Here is a 14,577-nt window from a genome sequence, read left to right on the forward strand (position 1 = left end):
AAACATTGGCCTATTGAGACCGCCTTCGGAGACATTGCATGAGCGACTATGCCGTCATCGTCGTTGGGGGTGGTCACGCCGGCTGTGAAGCCGCGGCGGCTTCGGCGCGCCTGGGCGTTCCCACGGCCTTGGTGACGCACAAGTTTGCCACGATCGGCGAGATGAGCTGCAATCCTGCCATTGGCGGCCTCGGCAAGGGCCATCTCGTACGCGAGATCGATGCGCTGGATGGTTTGATGGGTCGCGTGGCCGATCAGGCCGGCATCCAGTTCCGCGTGCTCAACCGCCGCAAGGGCCCCGCCGTACGCGGTCCCCGCGCCCAAGCCGACCGCAAGCTCTATCGCCAAGCCATGCAGGCTGCCATCACCGCGCAGCCCAATCTCGACGTGATCGAGGGCGAGGTCGACGATATCGAAGTCACCAATGGCGTGGTCAGCGGCGTCGTGCTGTTGGATGGCCGCCGTCTCGGTGCCAAAGCGGTCGTGCTGACAACAGGCACTTTCTTGCGCGGGCTGATCCATCGCGGAGAGGAAACCACGCCGGCGGGGCGCGTCGGCGAAAAGCCGGTGCTCGGTCTCTCCACCCGGTTGGAAGCCCTCGGTCTGCAACTCGGTCGCCTCAAGACCGGTACGCCGGCGCGGCTCGATGGTAGCAGTATCGATTATACTGCCCTGGAGGAACAGCCGGGTGACGATGTGCCCGAGCCATTCTCCGCCCTGACCGCTGAAATCACCACGCCGCAGGTCTCCTGCCATATCACCCGCACCACAGCCGAGACGCATCGGATCATCACGGCAAACCTGCATCGTTCCGCCATGTATGGCGGCCGGATCCAGAGCCGCGGCCCGCGCTATTGTCCGTCCATCGAGGACAAGGTGGTGCGCTTCGCCGATCGCGGCAGCCACCAGATTTTCCTTGAGCCAGAGGGACTTGACGACCAAACGGTCTATCCCAACGGGGTCTCCACCTCGCTGCCGGCAGAGGTGCAGGAAGACTTCCTGCGCACCATGCCGGGGCTGGAAAATGTGCGGATCATCCGGCCCGGCTATGCCATCGAATATGACTATGTCGATCCGCGCGAGTTGCGGCCGACGCTCGAAGTGAAGCGCCAGCCCGGGCTTTACCTGGCTGGGCAGATCAATGGCACGACGGGTTATGAAGAGGCCGGCGCCCAAGGCCTGCTGGCCGGCGCCAATGCCGCACTGGCCGCAATCGGTGGCGAGCCGCTGATCCTGTCGCGCACCGAAAGTTATCTCGGCGTCATGGTGGACGACCTGGTGACGCGCGGCGTGGCCGAGCCCTATCGCATGTTTACTTCGCGCGCCGAATTCCGGCTGCATCTGCGTGCCGATAATGCCGATCAGCGGCTGACATCGCTGGGCATGGAAAAGGGCCTGGTCGGGGAAGAGCGCGGCGCGCTGTTCGCCGAAAAGGCCGCCGCCCTCACCAAGGGTCGTGCCTTGCTGAACCGCCTCACCGCTTCGCCCAATGCGGCGCGCAAGGCGGGTATTGCTGTCAATGAAGATGGCAAGCTGCGCTCGGCTTTTGACCTTCTGTCCTATCCCGATGTGACGCCGGCTGACACCGCTCGGCTCTGGCCGGAAGTGCTTGAAATTCCATCTGAAATCATCGAGCAACTGGTTGTTGACGCGCAATATGCTGTCTATCTCGACCGGCAGCGTGACGATATCGATGCGGTCCGGCGCGACGAGCAGAAGCCGATTCCTGATCAACTCGATTATGCCGCGATTCCCGGCCTATCGATGGAATTGCGGCAGAAGCTGCAGCAATATCGGCCGCAAACTATTGCCCAGGCCCAGGCTATGGACGGGATGACACCGGCGGCCGTCACGCTGCTGCTGGCGGTGATCCGCCGCGGCGACCTGCGCAAGGCAGGCTGATGGCGGATAGTGATGCCATCGCGCCCTATGCGGCGCATTTCACGCGGCCACTCGCCGATGTGATCGCCGATCTGGAATCCTATGCTCAGCTGCTCCGCAAGTGGCAGGCGGTACAGAATCTTGTTTCACGTGAAACACTGAATGCCGTCTGGTCGCGGCATTTTGCCGACAGCTTGCAGGTTCTGAAATTGCTGAAGACGGGTGATCGCGCCTTTCTCGACCTGGGCAGCGGCGGTGGCCTGCCGGCCCTGCCACTGGCCATTGCGCTCAAGAGCCCGAATCACCATTTCACCCTTATCGAGCCCAATGGGAGAAAAGTGAGTTTTCTCCGCACTGTAGCCCGCGAACTGGGCCTTATCGTCGCGGTAGAAGGTGTGCGCAGCGATCAGGTTGATTCACGTGAAACACCAGTGCCCGATGTGATTACCTCGCGTGCGCTGGCCGGTTTGCCCACGTTATGCGGCTGGATGCAGCCTTTCTTTGGCCCGGAAACGCGGGCAATCCTGCATAAGGGCAGGGAACATGTTGAAGAACTGGCGGAAGCGGTTCCGCATTGGGACTTTAACGTGGTAGTAACCAAGAGTGACACCGATGCAGAAGGTGTCCTGCTCACGCTTACAGATTTGCGTGCGAAAACAGTGAGTTAGTTAGCGGCGAACGAGCTGGAGGCCATTGTGGCGCCCCGTATCCTGACATTGGCGAACCAGAAGGGCGGCGTGGGCAAGACCACGACCGCGATCAATCTTGCGACCGCCCTGGCCGCCATTGGCGAGCGCGTGCTGATCGTCGATCTCGATCCGCAGGGCAATGCCTCGACGGGCCTCGGCATTTCGCGCACCGACCGCGACGTGTCGTCCTATGACCTGCTGGTGGGCGAAGCGACGGTAGCGCAGGCCGCCATCATGACGTCGGTGCCCAATGTGGCCATCGTGCCCTCGACCATGGACCTGCTCGGGGTCGAACTGACCATTGCCGGCCAGGCCGATCGCGCCTTCAAGCTGCGCAATGCCTTCAAGCAACTCGGCGACCTGACGATCAACGAGCGACCCGTGAGCTATATCCTCATCGATTGCCCGCCCTCGCTCAACCTGCTGACGGTCAATTCGCTGGTCGCGGCGGATGCGGTTCTGGTGCCCCTGCAATGCGAGTTCTTTGCGCTGGAAGGTCTGAGCCAACTCCTTCAAACCATTGAACAAATCCGCTCGACGCTCAATCCGCGCCTATCGATCCAGGGCGTTGTGATGACCATGTTCGACAAGCGCAACAACCTCAGCGAACAGGTGTTGCAGGATGTGCGTCAGGAAATGGGCGCGCTGGTCTATGACACGGTCATTCCACGCAATGTGCGGCTCAGCGAGGCGCCGTCCTATGGCAAGCCGGCTTTGCTCTATGATCTCAAATGCGCCGGCAGCCAGGCCTATCTGCGTCTGGCTACCGAAGTCATCCGCCGCGAGCGGCAGCTCAACGCGGCATAGATCATCATGGCCGGGATGATCCGTAATTTTTTGTTTTGTCGTGTTTTCGAAGCGCAGAAGTGGTGTCCACCTTTGCTGAAAACACTCCAGGAGAGCCCGAGATGAACGACAAACCCACACGCCTCGGTCGCGGGCTCGCGGCATTGATTGGCGACATGGCGACGGTAGAAGGCGCCCGCGTCACCGAATCGGGCGGGGTCAAGCGCCTGCCGGTCGAATTCATCATCGCCAACCGCGCCAATCCGCGCCGCAGTTTCGATCCCGACCAGCTCGAGGAGCTGACCAATTCGATTCGCGAAAAGGGCGTCATGCAGCCCTTGCTGGTGCGGCCGAGCGAGGATCCCAATATTTTCGAGCTGATCGCCGGCGAGCGCCGTTGGCGCGCCGCACAGAAGGCGGGTCTGCATGACGTGCCGGTCATCGTGCGCGAAGTGGGCGACAAGGAAGCGCTCGAGCTCGCCATTATCGAAAATGTGCAGCGCGCCGATCTCAATCCGCTCGAAGAAGCCATGGGCTACGGCCAGCTGATCGAACAGTTCGACTATACCCAGCAGGACCTGGCCCAGGTGATCGGCAAGAGCCGTTCGCATGTCGCCAATACGTTGCGCCTGCTGCGCCTGCCCGAGGATGTGCGCGGCATGGTGGCCAGCGGCACGCTGACGGCTGGCCATGCCCGGACGCTGATCACCGCCGAGGATCCTGCGACCCTGGCGCGGCAAATCGTGGCTGGCGGCCTCTCGGTGCGTGAAGCGGAGGCCCTGAGCCAGCAGCGCGAGGTTGCCGGCAAGAAAAAGCCGAGCGAATCGCATGCAGAGCGCGATGCCGATACGGTGGCGCTGGAGCGGCGGCTATCGGATGCGCTGGGGCTTTCGGTGTCACTGTCGCATAGCGAACGCGGCGGTAAGCTGGAGATTCGCTACAAGACGCTGGAACAGCTCGATGGGCTGTGCGTGAAGCTCACGGGCAGCAATTAGACAACTTCACCATGAGGTCCTTGCTGGGGTTTCACGTGAAACGCTAATGCGCCGCAGCCATCATGCAGATGGCCAGCAAGGCCCGGCGCAGGCTGGATTCGGCCAAAGCGGGGCGCCGACGGCTGTCTGACGTGGCCTGCAGGATGCGTTCCGAGGCCGTGGCCAGCGCAGTGTCCGACCACAGGCGCAATTGCTGCTCGAGGCTGGAAATCCGGGAAAAATGCGGCTTGGGGCGCAGGCCTTCCAGCACCATGCGTGGCGTCTTGCCGGTATCCACCTCGGTGCGCCAGCGGCGCAGATTGGCGAAATGGATGGTGGACATGGCCAGTAGCCTTTGCGGATCGACTGCCGACGACAAAGCCCGGTCCAGCGCCAATTCGAGCTTTTCGGCGTGGCCGGCGCCGGTGGCGTCGAGAATAGCGTCGATGACCAGCATGCCATTGTCGGCACAGAGCAGCAGCACGTCCTCACGGGTCAGCATCTTGCTGCTTGCGGCATAAAGGCAGAGCTTTTCCAACTCGCGCCTTGTGATTTCCCGGTCATTGCCGAGGATTTCGCGCAAGGTGGTCACTACATCGGGGTCGATGCGAATGCCGTGCTGGTTGAAGGTCTCACGGATCAGCGCCTGCAGCGTCTCGTCGCTATCGGGGTAGCAGGGCAGGGCGCGACCCAGCCTGGCCGCCTCCACCAGCGCCCGCAGTGCGTCGCGCGGTGGCAGGTTGCCGGCTTCGAGCACGATGGCCGCGCCGGCGGGGTCGTCGCGCAATTCCGTTAGCGTCATCACCAGCGACTTGCCGGCGCCGCGCACGCGGATGATGCGCTTGCCGCCGAACAGCGACATGGTGCGGGCTTCGACGGCGAGAATGGAAGGGTCGGCATCCACTTCGGCGCCGTCAAGCACCACCACGCTGGCCGATTCGGGGTCGTCGCTGCTCAATTGGCGGATCAGGCGCTGCGCCGTTTCGCGCACCAGGCCGGCATCGGGACCATAGGCGAGGAAAATGCCCTCGCTCAGGTCGGGTCGGGCCAGGAAACGGGCGACTTCATGCGCCTTGAGAGCCGTCATCAGCGGCTGAGCGCGGCCAGCAGGGCCAGGCGCAGCGATTCGGCGGCGGCCTTGGCGGCGCGCTCGTCGGCATCGGTTCGGGCGGCCGTATCGGCCAGAACCTGGCCGCTGGTCGTATATTCGGCGCTGGCCTGGCGAGTGAGGACGAGCGGTTCGGCCGTGGTGCCGTCGCGGCGCGTCAGGGTCAGCGTTGCCGTCACCGTGGCGCGGTAGGGTTTGTTGGGATTGGCCGTGGCCGAATAGCCGATGGCCGGGGCGGATGAAGAGACCCGCACCTGCGCCAGCGGCGCCGTTTCATTCTCGGAGCGGCCGAAACGCAAAGCCAGTTCCTGATAGACGATCTGTTCCAGCCGCGTTGCCGGCTTGGCATAGGCCAGCTCCAGCAGGGGCTGATTGGCCGCCGTGCCGCTATAGACCGGCGTGAAGCTGCAGGCGCCCAACGCCGTGGCGAGGCCCAGCGCGAGGCTTGCGGCTGCTAGATGGCGCAGGGGCTTAAACAACGACATTGACGATCCTGTCCGGCACGACGACGATCTTTTTCGGCACCTGTCCGGCCAGAATGCGGACAATCTCGTCCATTGACAAGACCAGCTTTTCCACCTCGGCTGGTGGCGTGCCCTTGGCCACGGCGATCTCGCCGCGGCGTTTGCCGTTGACCTGGATGGGGAGGGTCACCGTGTCGTCCACCAGCAGCGCCGGGTCGACTTCCGGCCAGGGCGCGTCGGTCACCAGGCCCGGTTTGCCCAAGGCCTGCCAGCAGGTTTCGGCCAGATGCGGCATCATCGGCGCGATGAGCTGGATCAGCCGCTCGACGCCTTCCTGCAGCGCCCCGATCCGCGCCGCTGGAGCGGCCGAAGCCAGGCCCGCGGCGCGCACCAGCGCATTAGTCAGCTCATAGATCTGCGCTACGGCGCGATTGAAGCGCAGGCCCTCGATATCCTCGCCGACCGTATGCACGGCCCGGTGCACCGCCTTGCGCAGGTTCTTGGCTTCATCATCGTCCGTTCCAAGAACAATCTCGGAAGATTGTTCCATCAATGCAATAGTTTCACTGACCAGTCGCCAGACGCGCTGCTGGAAGCGGCTGGCGCCTTCGACGCCGGCCTCGGTCCATTGCACGTCGCGCTCCGGCGGAGAATCCGACAGCATGAACCAGCGGGCCGTATCGGCGCCGTAAGTGGCGACGATCTCGTCGGGATCAACCACGTTCTTCTTGGATTTGCTCATCTTTTCCACGGAGCCGATGGTAACAGGCTCGCCGGATTCGATGTGCCGGGCGGAGCGCTGCTCGCCCGCGGCTTCCAGCACCACCTCGGTCGGCGGCACCCATTCGCCCGCTGATGACTTGTAGGTCTCGTGAGTCACCATGCCCTGGGTGAACAGGCCCTTGAATGGCTCGTCCAGGTCCACATGGCCGGTCGCCTTCATGGCGCGGGTGAAGAAGCGCGAATAGAGCAGGTGCAGGATCGCGTGTTCCACGCCGCCGATATACTGGTCCACAGGCAGCCAGCGGTTGGCCACGGCGGGAATGGTCGGCGTATCGGCATGCGGGGCGGTGAACCGGGCGAAATACCAGGACGAGTCGACGAACGTGTCCATCGTGTCGGTTTCGCGCCGCGCCGCGCCGCCGCATTGCGGGCAGTTCACATGCTTCCAGGTCGGGTGATGATCCAGCGCATTGCCCGGTTTGTCGAAACTGACATCGGCGGGCAACACGACCGGCAAGTCCTTCTTGGGCACGGGAATGGTGCCACAGGTCTCGCAATGGATGATCGGGATGGGCGCGCCCCAGTAGCGCTGGCGCGACAGGCCCCAGTCGCGCAGGCGGTAGTTGACTTCCACCTTGCCCTGCGGCTGGCCGTCGACGCTGCGGGCGGCGAAATGCTCGGCAATAGCCTTCTTGGCCGCGTCCACCGTCAGCCCGTCGAGGAAGCCGGAATTGTAGATCACGCCGGGATCAGTCACGGCCTCGTCGGCAATGGCGAAGCTGGCGGCGTCGGCACCAGAGGGCAGCACGACGGGCACCACCGGCAGGTCATATTTGCGGGCGAAGTCCAGGTCGCGCTGGTCATGCGCCGGGCAACCGAAAATGGCGCCGGTGCCATAGTCCATCAGCACGAAATTGGCGACATAGACGGGCAGGGTTTGCCCCTCGATGACCGGATGCTTCACGCGCAATCCGGTGAACACGCCCTTTTTCTCGGCCTTTTCCAGCGTTTCGGTCGCCGTGCCCTGACGATGGCATTCGGCGACGAATTCGGCCAGGTCAGGATTGTTGGCGGCCAATTCGGCCGTCAGGGCGTGGTCGGGCGACAGCGCGATGAAGGAGGCGCCGAAAATGGTGTCCGGACGCGTGGTGAAAACGTCCACGCTGGTCGCCGCCGTGGCCTCATCAGGCACCAGTTCGAACAGCAGGCGCAGGCCTTCGGACTTGCCGATCCAGTTGCGCTGCATGATGCGCACTTTCTCGGGCCACCCCGTCAGTTCGTCCAGTGCTTGCAGCAAGTCCTCGGCATAGTCGGAAATCTTGAAGAACCACTGGGTCAGCTCGCGCTGCTCCACCACGGCGCCCGAGCGCCAGCCGCGCCCGTCGATGACCTGCTCATTGGCCAGCACGGTCATGTCGACGGGGTCCCAGTTGACCTTGGATTTCTTGCGCGTCACCAGGCCTGCCGCCATCATGTCGATGAACATGGATTGCTGGTGCTTGTAATATTCGGGCTCGCAGGTGGCGATTTCGCGCGTCCAGTCGATGGACAGGCCCATGGACTTGAGCTGGGCCTTCATCGCCTCGATGTTCTGGCGGGTCCAGGTGCCCGGATTCATGCCGCGCTCGATGGCGGCATTTTCCGCCGGCAGGCCGAAGGCGTCCCAGCCCATGGGGTGCAGTACATTGCGGCCCCTGGCGCGGTAATAGCGCGCCACCACGTCGCCCATGGAATAGTTGCGCACATGGCCCATATGGATGCGGCCGGACGGGTAGGGGAACATCTCGAGGACGTAATAGGGCTCGCGCGGATCGTCATTGGCGCTGACAAAGCTGCGGGCATCGTCCCACACCTTCTGCCACTTGGGTTCCATTTCGCGCGGATTGTAGCGTTCGCCGCTCACTGAACTCGTCCTTGGATGATTTGGCGCAGGCACCGGGTAAAGTCCGGCGCGGCTTGCGTTTAGGGGGATTTTGGCTACCGGACCATCACCAGAAATCCCCACCAAGGTCAACAGGAACAGGGCGAAAGCATGGACTTGGCCGCCGCCGGCAACCTCGCTGCCATCAAAGAGCGCATCGCCCGCGCCCATGCCCGCTTCGGCGCCCCGCCCGAACGGGTCGAGCTGGTCGCCGTCTCCAAGACTTTTCCGGCTGTGGCGATCGAGCCGTTCCTGGCGGCCCGGCAGCGCGTCTTCGGGGAAAATCGCGTGCAGGAGGCCAAGGACAAGTGGCCCGGTCTGCGGGTCCGCTATCCCGATATCGAGCTGCACCTGATCGGGCCGCTGCAGACCAACAAGGCGCGCGAGGCGGTGGCCCTGTTCGACGTCATCGAAACAGTGGATCGCGACAAGCTGGCCGGCGTGCTGGCGGCCGAAATGGCGCGGGCTGGCCGCAAGCTACCCTGTTTCGTCCAGGTCAATATCGGGCTCGAGGACCAGAAGGCGGGCATTGCCCCGGCCGAAACCGTGGCCTTCGTCCAGCGCTGCCGCGATGTCCACGGGCTCGATATCATCGGCCTCATGTGCATCCCGCCCGACGGCGTGCCGCCCGGGCCCTATTTCGCCCATCTCGCCACCCTGGCCCGCGACGCCGGCCTTGCCCGCCTCTCCATGGGCATGAGCGGCGATTTCGAGGTGGGCATCGCCATGGGCGCGACGCATGTACGGGTGGGTTCGGCCCTGTTCGGGGCGCGGCCTCAGCCCTAGCATTGGTGCGCGTGGCCCCACCCCCACCCTCAATCCTTCCCCATCATGGGGAGGGAGGCGCCAGCTCGAATGTCGGTGTTCATCGTCTCCCTCCCCTTGTGGGGAGGGGTCAAGGGGTGGGGGTGCGCCACACGCACAGACCTTGCGAAAGTGCCACACCCTATTTTGTCGTCATTACAGCAGGCACTGCAACTTCCGCCGCTTTTCTTCGTTGCTGTGGGCAATAACGCCGTTGTGATTGGCTGGCCAAAAACCGGTCGCAATATTGTGACCCATGGCGGGGGCCGATGCAAAAAGACCGGAGAAAACAATGAACAAGCGACGCATCCTGCTGGTGGACGACGACGCTGATCTTCGCCAGACCCTGGTCGAGCAATTGGAAACGCAGCATGAATTCCAGATTATGCAGGCGGGAACCGCCAATGATGCTCTCAAGGTGACCCGCGAAAACAATATCGACCTGATGATTCTCGATGTCGGCCTGCCCGATATGGATGGGCGCGAGGCGGTCAAGGTGCTGCGCAGCGAGGGCTATAAGAGCCCTATCCTCATGCTGACCGGGCATGACAGCGATGCCGACCAGATCCGCGGGCTCGATTCCGGCGCCAACGACTATCTCACCAAGCCCTTCCGCTTTCCGGTGCTGCTGGCCCGCATCAATTCCGCTTTGCGCCAGCATGACCAGAGCGAGGATGTGGTCTTCACCATCGGCCCCTACAGTTTCCAGCCTTCGGCCAAGCTGCTCGAGGCCAATGACGGTGCCAAGGTGCGGCTGACCGACAAGGAAACCTCCATTCTGAAATATCTGTACCGGCAGGGTCCCAAGACCATCACGCGCGACGTGCTGCTCAAGGAGGTCTGGGGCTACAATAACCGGGTCACCACCCATACGCTGGAAACCCATATCTACCGCCTGCGCCAGAAGATCGAGCGCGACCCCTCCAATGCGCGCCTGCTGGTCACCGAAGAGGGCGGCTATCGCCTGGTGCCGTAGAGACGGCCTCTGGCGCCATTTCCCCCAGGCTATGCAAACCTGATCAGGAGATGGCGCCGCCACGGGTGCGGTAAAGCCGTTACTGCTCCTTCTTGAGCAGGTCCTGGAAGATCAACTGCCCCCAGACACGGCCGCGTGCATGCACCAGCGCGCCACCCTCGTCGAATTTTCCCAGCTCGATGGGCGCGAAGCCGAGTTGTCTGGCCAAGGCCGCCACGGGCGCGACGGCGTCCGCGTTGTCGCTCGACAGGAAGACCACCCGGTGGCCGCCCTCGACGACCGGATCGGTCGCCAGGGTGGCTGCAATCAGGTGATTGAACCCTTTGACGAACTTGGCGCCGGGGAACGCCTTCGCGGCGAAGGCGGAGGATGGCAGATTGTCCAGCTCTCCAGGAGGCACTCCAAACACGTTCGTCGCGTCGATGATTGTCTTGCCTTCCCAGTTCGGCAGGGCCTTCGCAACCGCGCGATGCTCCCCAAACGGGATTGCCAGGATGATCGTGTCGGCAGCCCCGACTGCTTCTTGCAGCGACTTGGCGACGACCGTGGGTCCGATCGCCCGAGCCTGCGGCGCCAATGCCTCGGGCGGACGGCGGCTCGCGACGATCACGTCGATGTTCTTGCGGGCAAAGGCCTGGGCGAGAGCCTGGCCTATCTTGCCGAATCCTATAATCGCGTAGCTCATAATGCTTCTCCGTTCTGTTGGTTGGATCGTCCCTCGAGACCTCAACATGGGTCCGCCGGAGCCAGGCGTTGAGTGCGGAAGCGCGCATATCGGTGGTGCGAAATCGATCCGGCTGGACGATTGGCGTCGGCCGCGAAGATCATTATCCGCCGCTCGGAATCGGGTGGCGCACTGACGATGGGGGCTATGATAACAGCCCGCATTGCTGTTCGATGTGTTAGATGCGGGGCTTCGGAAGGCGCACCGCGCGGTGCGGAGCTGCACCATGATCGACTGGGACGACGTTCGCTATTTTCTTGCCGTCGCGCGCGGAGGCTCCGTGCGGGCGGCCGCCATGCGCCTCGAGGTAAATCACTCGACCGTGCTGCGCCGCATCGCTCAGTTGGAGGAACGCCTCGGGGCGCATATGTTCGAAAAGCTGCCCTCTGGCTACCGCCTGACGGAAGCGGGCGGCGAGGTCCTCGAACTGGCCAACCAGATGGAGGCGTCGTCGCATTTGCTGGAGACGCGTGTCTTCGGTCGCGACCAGAGTGCGCGCGGGCTCTTGCGGGTGACGCTTCCACCGTTCCTCGCCACACATCTGCTCATGCCGGATCTCGCCGACTTCGCGCGTCTGCACCCGGACATCGAGATAGAAGTCCTGTCGTCCGGAGCGGTGGCGAATCTGACCAACCGGGAGGCCGACATCGCGATCCGCATTGTCGCCGACCGCAAGACCCTGCCGCTCAATCTTCACGGCCTGAAAGGACCGGAGCTGTTCAGCGGCGTCTACATGTCTCGCGATCGACTGGCTGCCTGGCATGCGGGCGCGCCTGATCCCATCCGGTGGATCGTCATAGACAATCATGGAATTCCGGGCTGGGCGCGCGAGGGAGAGATTCCCACTACGGGAGTTCCGTTCAGGACCCCGGACGCCGAGACGCAGATCGTTGCGGCGCGGCAAGGCATCGGGATGACGAAACTGCCGTGCTTCGTCGGAGATACCGACCCTCTATTGGTGAGGGTGCCGGGCACCGACTTGCCCATGCATGGAACGCTCTGGCTTCTCACGCAGGGGGAGACACGCAAGACGAAGCGCGTGCGGCTCTTCACGGAGTTTGTATCCCACAGGCTCGCCGCATACGCTCCGCTTCTCGCGGGGCTGTCCGTGCGCGATTGAAGCGCGGCAGGTCGCCGGCGACGCTCGGGGTCCCGCCTTCCCTATCGGGAGGACAAACCCGGTGGACCGTCGCAAAATCCGGTACAAAGCGAAGCAAAATGCCCTATAGGTTGAAGCGGCTCCGTTCCGGCGGAGCCGCGTGTGCATCCGGATTGGGCCTATGATCAGGGACGATGCGGCCGAGGCGCTGGCCCAGGCCGAATTCTTCGATATCTGCGACGACGAGCAGCGGCGCATGCTGGCCTTTGCCGGCGACATGCACCGTTTCGATCCCGATGCGGTGCTCTACAAGGCCGGCGACGTGCCGCAGGGCGCGTTCGTGCTGATCGAGGGCACGCTCAAGGCCAAGCCCGAAGGCCCGGGCGCCGGCAAGCCCTATGCGATTTCCGAGCCGGGCAGCGTGGTCTCGGCCATGGCGCTGATCCTGGCCAAGCCGCGCCCGGTGACCATTACCGCCGTCACCGATGTCAGGACGCTGTTCGTGCCGCGCACCGCCTTCCTCAAGCTGGTGCAGCAATCGCCCGACCTGGCGCAGCGCGCCGTGGCCCGCGTCGAGCGCGACCTGGGCAATTATCTCGATGCGCTGGAGCCGGTGCGGCGGAAGATGAAGGCGGAATAGGGCTGGGGGCCCGCAAAGTGCCGCAAAGTCCTGTCACCGACGGCCATATCAGCCGCCTTCGCCAACCGGACATGCCCCATAGGCCCGACATTCTCGTTCGATGGACGCTGCCGGCTTCGCTCCTCGCTCATGGAGCATTGCTGGCCGCGTTGCTGCTGCTGACGGTGCCCCGCACGCTGGAGCGGGTGCCGATGCGGGCGATCGCCGTGGAGCTGGTGCCGGCGCAAGCAGAGCCGCCTCCACCCGCTATCCCTGCAACCGAAGCCATGCCGGCTGCACCGGTCGAGCCGGCACCACCCGAAACTGCCGGGGACGATGACGGCATGGTGGTGGCCACGGATTTCTATGCTTCCGGCATCCTGTCCGATCCGGCCAATGCGGAAGTGCGCAGGAATTTTCCGCTGCTGGCCACCAGCGAGCAGGTCATCCAGCTCTGCAACATGGAGGCGCTGGAGCAATTGCGCAGCGCCGAGCCAGCCGTCATGGCCGATGCGCTGGTGGGCTATGCATTCGACAGCATGGAGGTCAGCGGCAACGCGCTCGATGCCGAGGGGGGCGCCGTACGCAGCGGCGGAAAGTGGTTTCACTTCCGCTATCACTGCGCCGTGGCGCCCGATATTGCCAGTGTCAGCGCCTTCGAATATGCGATGGGTCCCGCCATCCCCCGGGGCGAGTGGGAGGAGCACTTCCTCAATGCCGATGACGACTGGCTGAACTAGCAGATTCAGACTCCGGCGAAGCGGGCAATGACCGGCACATGGTCGCTCGGCTGCTTGGCATAGCCGCGGAAGGGCTTGATGATTTCGGCGCCGATGCAGTGTTCTGCCACATCAGCCGTCGACCAGATATGGTCCAGCCGCCGCCCCTTGTTGGCCAGTTCCCAATTGGCGCTGCGATAGCTCCACCAGGAATAGAGTTTCTGGTCATAGGGCACATGCTTGCGCACCAGGTCGGTCCAGCCATGCCCGCCATTGAGGATGGCATTGAGCGCTTCGGTCTCGACCGGGGTATGGCTGACGATCTTGAGCAGTTGCTTGTGGCTCCAGACGTCATTTTCATGCGGGGCGATGTTGAAGTCGCCGGCAATCAGATGCCCGCGCTGGAAGACGGGATCGGTGAACCAGTTGGTGAGTTCGGACAGGAAGCCCAGCTTGTGCTTGAACTTGGGATTGACCTCGGGGTCGGGCTCGTCGCCGCCGGCCGGGATATAGAAATCGTGCAGGGTCACCGGGCCGTGGCCGAAATCGGTCAGCGCCGAGATGTGGCGCGATTCGGGGATTTCGCAGAACACCCGGCTCGATACATCCGTCAGCGGAAATTTCGAAACGATGGCGACGCCGTGATAGCCCTTCTGGCCATGCACGGCCATATGCGGATAGCCGGCCTCGATGAAGGCATTGCGCGGAAACTGGTCGTCCAGGCACTTGATCTCCTGGAACATGATCACATCGGGCGCGTGCTGGGCGATGAAATCGAGCACCATGGGCAGGCGCAGCCGGATGGAATTGATGTTCCAGGTGACGATGGAGACGGGCATGGCAAGACTCGAACGGAGAGGGAACGCGTCCCTTATCGCCAAGCCGGCGGCAGACCACAAGCCGCAAATGACCTATGCAGACAGCCGAAATCGCCGCCCGGCTTTCGCTTGCGGTTACACGGGTAATGGGCGGCCTTTGACTCGATCCAGTTTACTAACTCAGGGAGCCAAGGGCCGCCCATCACGGATCTGGAGTTTCCTCACCGGGTCCGGACACAGGTGGGACTATATCGCAAGCCCAGCTGCCGACTT

The 14,577-nt window shown here is 63.4% G+C and carries 14 protein-coding genes; 9 read left to right on the forward strand and 5 right to left on the reverse strand.

The features are described 5' to 3' along the window. Nucleotides 1–38 precede the first annotated feature (38 nt). The 4 genes from mnmG to NVV79_RS07125 all read left to right on the forward strand — a co-directional run bounded on the left by mnmG (nucleotide 39) and on the right by NVV79_RS07125 (nucleotide 4,350). On the forward strand, nucleotides 39–1,901 hold the full coding sequence (gene mnmG / locus NVV79_RS07110; RefSeq protein ID WP_303987566.1) for a tRNA uridine-5-carboxymethylaminomethyl(34) synthesis enzyme MnmG: 1,863 nt from the start codon (nucleotides 39–41) through the stop codon (nucleotides 1,899–1,901). Further along, nucleotides 1,901–2,548, forward strand: a complete 648-nt coding sequence (gene rsmG / locus NVV79_RS07115) for a 16S rRNA (guanine(527)-N(7))-methyltransferase RsmG (protein ID WP_303987568.1) — start codon at nucleotides 1,901–1,903, stop codon at nucleotides 2,546–2,548. Before mnmG ends, rsmG begins: the two co-directional genes overlap by 1 nt. Nucleotides 2,549–2,575: 27 nt before the next feature. Then, nucleotides 2,576–3,376 (forward strand): ParA family protein, encoded by an 801-nt coding sequence (locus NVV79_RS07120; protein WP_303987570.1) that lies wholly within the window; start codon nucleotides 2,576–2,578, stop codon nucleotides 3,374–3,376. Nucleotides 3,377–3,477: 101 nt separating this feature from the next. Next, the gene (locus NVV79_RS07125) at nucleotides 3,478–4,350 is read left to right on the forward strand and encodes a ParB/RepB/Spo0J family partition protein (protein ID WP_303987572.1); all 873 of its coding nucleotides are present in this window, start codon (nucleotides 3,478–3,480) and stop codon (nucleotides 4,348–4,350) included. Nucleotides 4,351–4,393: 43 nt separating this feature from the next. Here the strand turns inward: NVV79_RS07125 and holA are convergent, their stop codons facing one another. The 3 genes from holA to leuS are packed head-to-tail and all read right to left on the reverse strand — an operon-like array spanning nucleotide 4,394 to nucleotide 8,527. Further along, nucleotides 4,394–5,416 carry a DNA polymerase III subunit delta gene (holA, locus tag NVV79_RS07130; RefSeq protein ID WP_303987574.1) on the reverse strand — a complete coding sequence of 341 codons (1,023 nt, stop codon included), beginning with the start codon at nucleotides 5,414–5,416 and terminating at the stop codon, nucleotides 4,394–4,396. Continuing rightward, the gene (lptE, locus tag NVV79_RS07135) at nucleotides 5,416–5,922 is read right to left on the reverse strand and encodes an LPS assembly lipoprotein LptE (protein WP_303987575.1); all 507 of its coding nucleotides are present in this window, start codon (nucleotides 5,920–5,922) and stop codon (nucleotides 5,416–5,418) included. Before lptE ends, holA begins: the two co-directional genes overlap by 1 nt. Continuing rightward, nucleotides 5,909–8,527 carry a leucine--tRNA ligase gene (gene leuS / locus NVV79_RS07140; protein ID WP_303987576.1) on the reverse strand — a complete coding sequence of 873 codons (2,619 nt, stop codon included), beginning with the start codon at nucleotides 8,525–8,527 and terminating at the stop codon, nucleotides 5,909–5,911. The genes lptE and leuS overlap by 14 nt, the downstream gene beginning before the upstream one ends. Before the next feature lie 129 nt (nucleotides 8,528–8,656). Between leuS and NVV79_RS07145 the strand changes: the two genes are divergently transcribed. Continuing rightward, on the forward strand, nucleotides 8,657–9,331 hold the full coding sequence (locus NVV79_RS07145; RefSeq protein ID WP_303987578.1) for a YggS family pyridoxal phosphate-dependent enzyme: 675 nt from the start codon (nucleotides 8,657–8,659) through the stop codon (nucleotides 9,329–9,331). Nucleotides 9,332–9,641: 310 nt separating this feature from the next. Next, a complete protein-coding gene (locus tag NVV79_RS07150) occupies nucleotides 9,642–10,325 on the forward strand; it encodes a response regulator transcription factor (protein WP_303987580.1) in 684 nt (227 codons plus the stop codon). Nucleotides 10,326–10,404: 79 nt separating this feature from the next. Here NVV79_RS07150 and NVV79_RS07155 read toward each other — a convergent pair whose 3' ends face one another. Then, the gene (locus tag NVV79_RS07155) at nucleotides 10,405–11,058 is read right to left on the reverse strand and encodes an NADPH-dependent F420 reductase (protein ID WP_303987582.1); all 654 of its coding nucleotides are present in this window, start codon (nucleotides 11,056–11,058) and stop codon (nucleotides 10,405–10,407) included. Nucleotides 11,059–11,275: 217 nt separating this feature from the next. On the opposite strand from NVV79_RS07155, the gene NVV79_RS07160 reads away from it, so the two are divergent. The 3 genes from NVV79_RS07160 to NVV79_RS07170 all read left to right on the forward strand — a co-directional run bounded on the left by NVV79_RS07160 (nucleotide 11,276) and on the right by NVV79_RS07170 (nucleotide 13,507). Next, nucleotides 11,276–12,169, forward strand: coding sequence for a LysR family transcriptional regulator (locus tag NVV79_RS07160; protein ID WP_303987584.1), 894 nt, complete (start codon nucleotides 11,276–11,278; stop codon nucleotides 12,167–12,169). Between the two features lie 160 nt (nucleotides 12,170–12,329). Then, nucleotides 12,330–12,788, forward strand: coding sequence for a Crp/Fnr family transcriptional regulator (locus tag NVV79_RS07165; RefSeq protein ID WP_303987585.1), 459 nt, complete (start codon nucleotides 12,330–12,332; stop codon nucleotides 12,786–12,788). A gap of 71 nt (nucleotides 12,789–12,859) precedes the next feature. Further along, entirely contained in the window at nucleotides 12,860–13,507 is a 648-nt protein-coding gene (locus NVV79_RS07170) for a DUF930 domain-containing protein (protein WP_303987588.1), read from the forward strand. 5 nt (nucleotides 13,508–13,512) lie between these two features. Here NVV79_RS07170 and NVV79_RS07175 read toward each other — a convergent pair whose 3' ends face one another. Next, the gene (locus NVV79_RS07175; RefSeq protein WP_303987590.1) at nucleotides 13,513–14,325 is read right to left on the reverse strand and encodes an exodeoxyribonuclease III; all 813 of its coding nucleotides are present in this window, start codon (nucleotides 14,323–14,325) and stop codon (nucleotides 13,513–13,515) included. Nucleotides 14,326–14,577: the final 252 nt, after the last annotated feature.

This window comes from Devosia ginsengisoli, from assembly GCF_024707105.1.
GTDB classification, from domain to species: Bacteria; Pseudomonadota; Alphaproteobacteria; order Rhizobiales; family Devosiaceae; genus Devosia; species Devosia ginsengisoli_A.

Excerpts from the sequence above, each read along its gene's own strand:
- NVV79_RS07175 (WP_303987590.1), bottom strand. The coding sequence starts at position 14,325 with ATGCCCGTCTCCATCGTCACCTGGAACATCAATTCCATCCGGCTGCGC.
- NVV79_RS07155 (WP_303987582.1), bottom strand. The coding sequence starts at position 11,058 with ATGTTGAGGTCTCGAGGGACGATCCAACCAACAGAACGGAGAAGCATT.
- holA (WP_303987574.1), bottom strand. The coding sequence starts at position 5,416 with ATGACGGCTCTCAAGGCGCATGAAGTCGCCCGTTTCCTGGCCCGACCC.
- NVV79_RS07145 (WP_303987578.1), top strand. The coding sequence starts at position 8,657 with ATGGACTTGGCCGCCGCCGGCAACCTCGCTGCCATCAAAGAGCGCATC.
- lptE (WP_303987575.1), bottom strand. The coding sequence starts at position 5,922 with ATGTCGTTGTTTAAGCCCCTGCGCCATCTAGCAGCCGCAAGCCTCGCG.
- NVV79_RS07160 (WP_303987584.1), top strand. The coding sequence starts at position 11,276 with ATGATCGACTGGGACGACGTTCGCTATTTTCTTGCCGTCGCGCGCGGA.
- NVV79_RS07170 (WP_303987588.1), top strand. The coding sequence starts at position 12,860 with ATGCCCCATAGGCCCGACATTCTCGTTCGATGGACGCTGCCGGCTTCG.
- rsmG (WP_303987568.1), top strand. The coding sequence starts at position 1,901 with ATGGCGGATAGTGATGCCATCGCGCCCTATGCGGCGCATTTCACGCGG.
- NVV79_RS07165 (WP_303987585.1), top strand. The coding sequence starts at position 12,330 with ATGATCAGGGACGATGCGGCCGAGGCGCTGGCCCAGGCCGAATTCTTC.
- NVV79_RS07150 (WP_303987580.1), top strand. The coding sequence starts at position 9,642 with ATGAACAAGCGACGCATCCTGCTGGTGGACGACGACGCTGATCTTCGC.
- NVV79_RS07125 (WP_303987572.1), top strand. The coding sequence starts at position 3,478 with ATGAACGACAAACCCACACGCCTCGGTCGCGGGCTCGCGGCATTGATT.
- mnmG (WP_303987566.1), top strand. The coding sequence starts at position 39 with ATGAGCGACTATGCCGTCATCGTCGTTGGGGGTGGTCACGCCGGCTGT.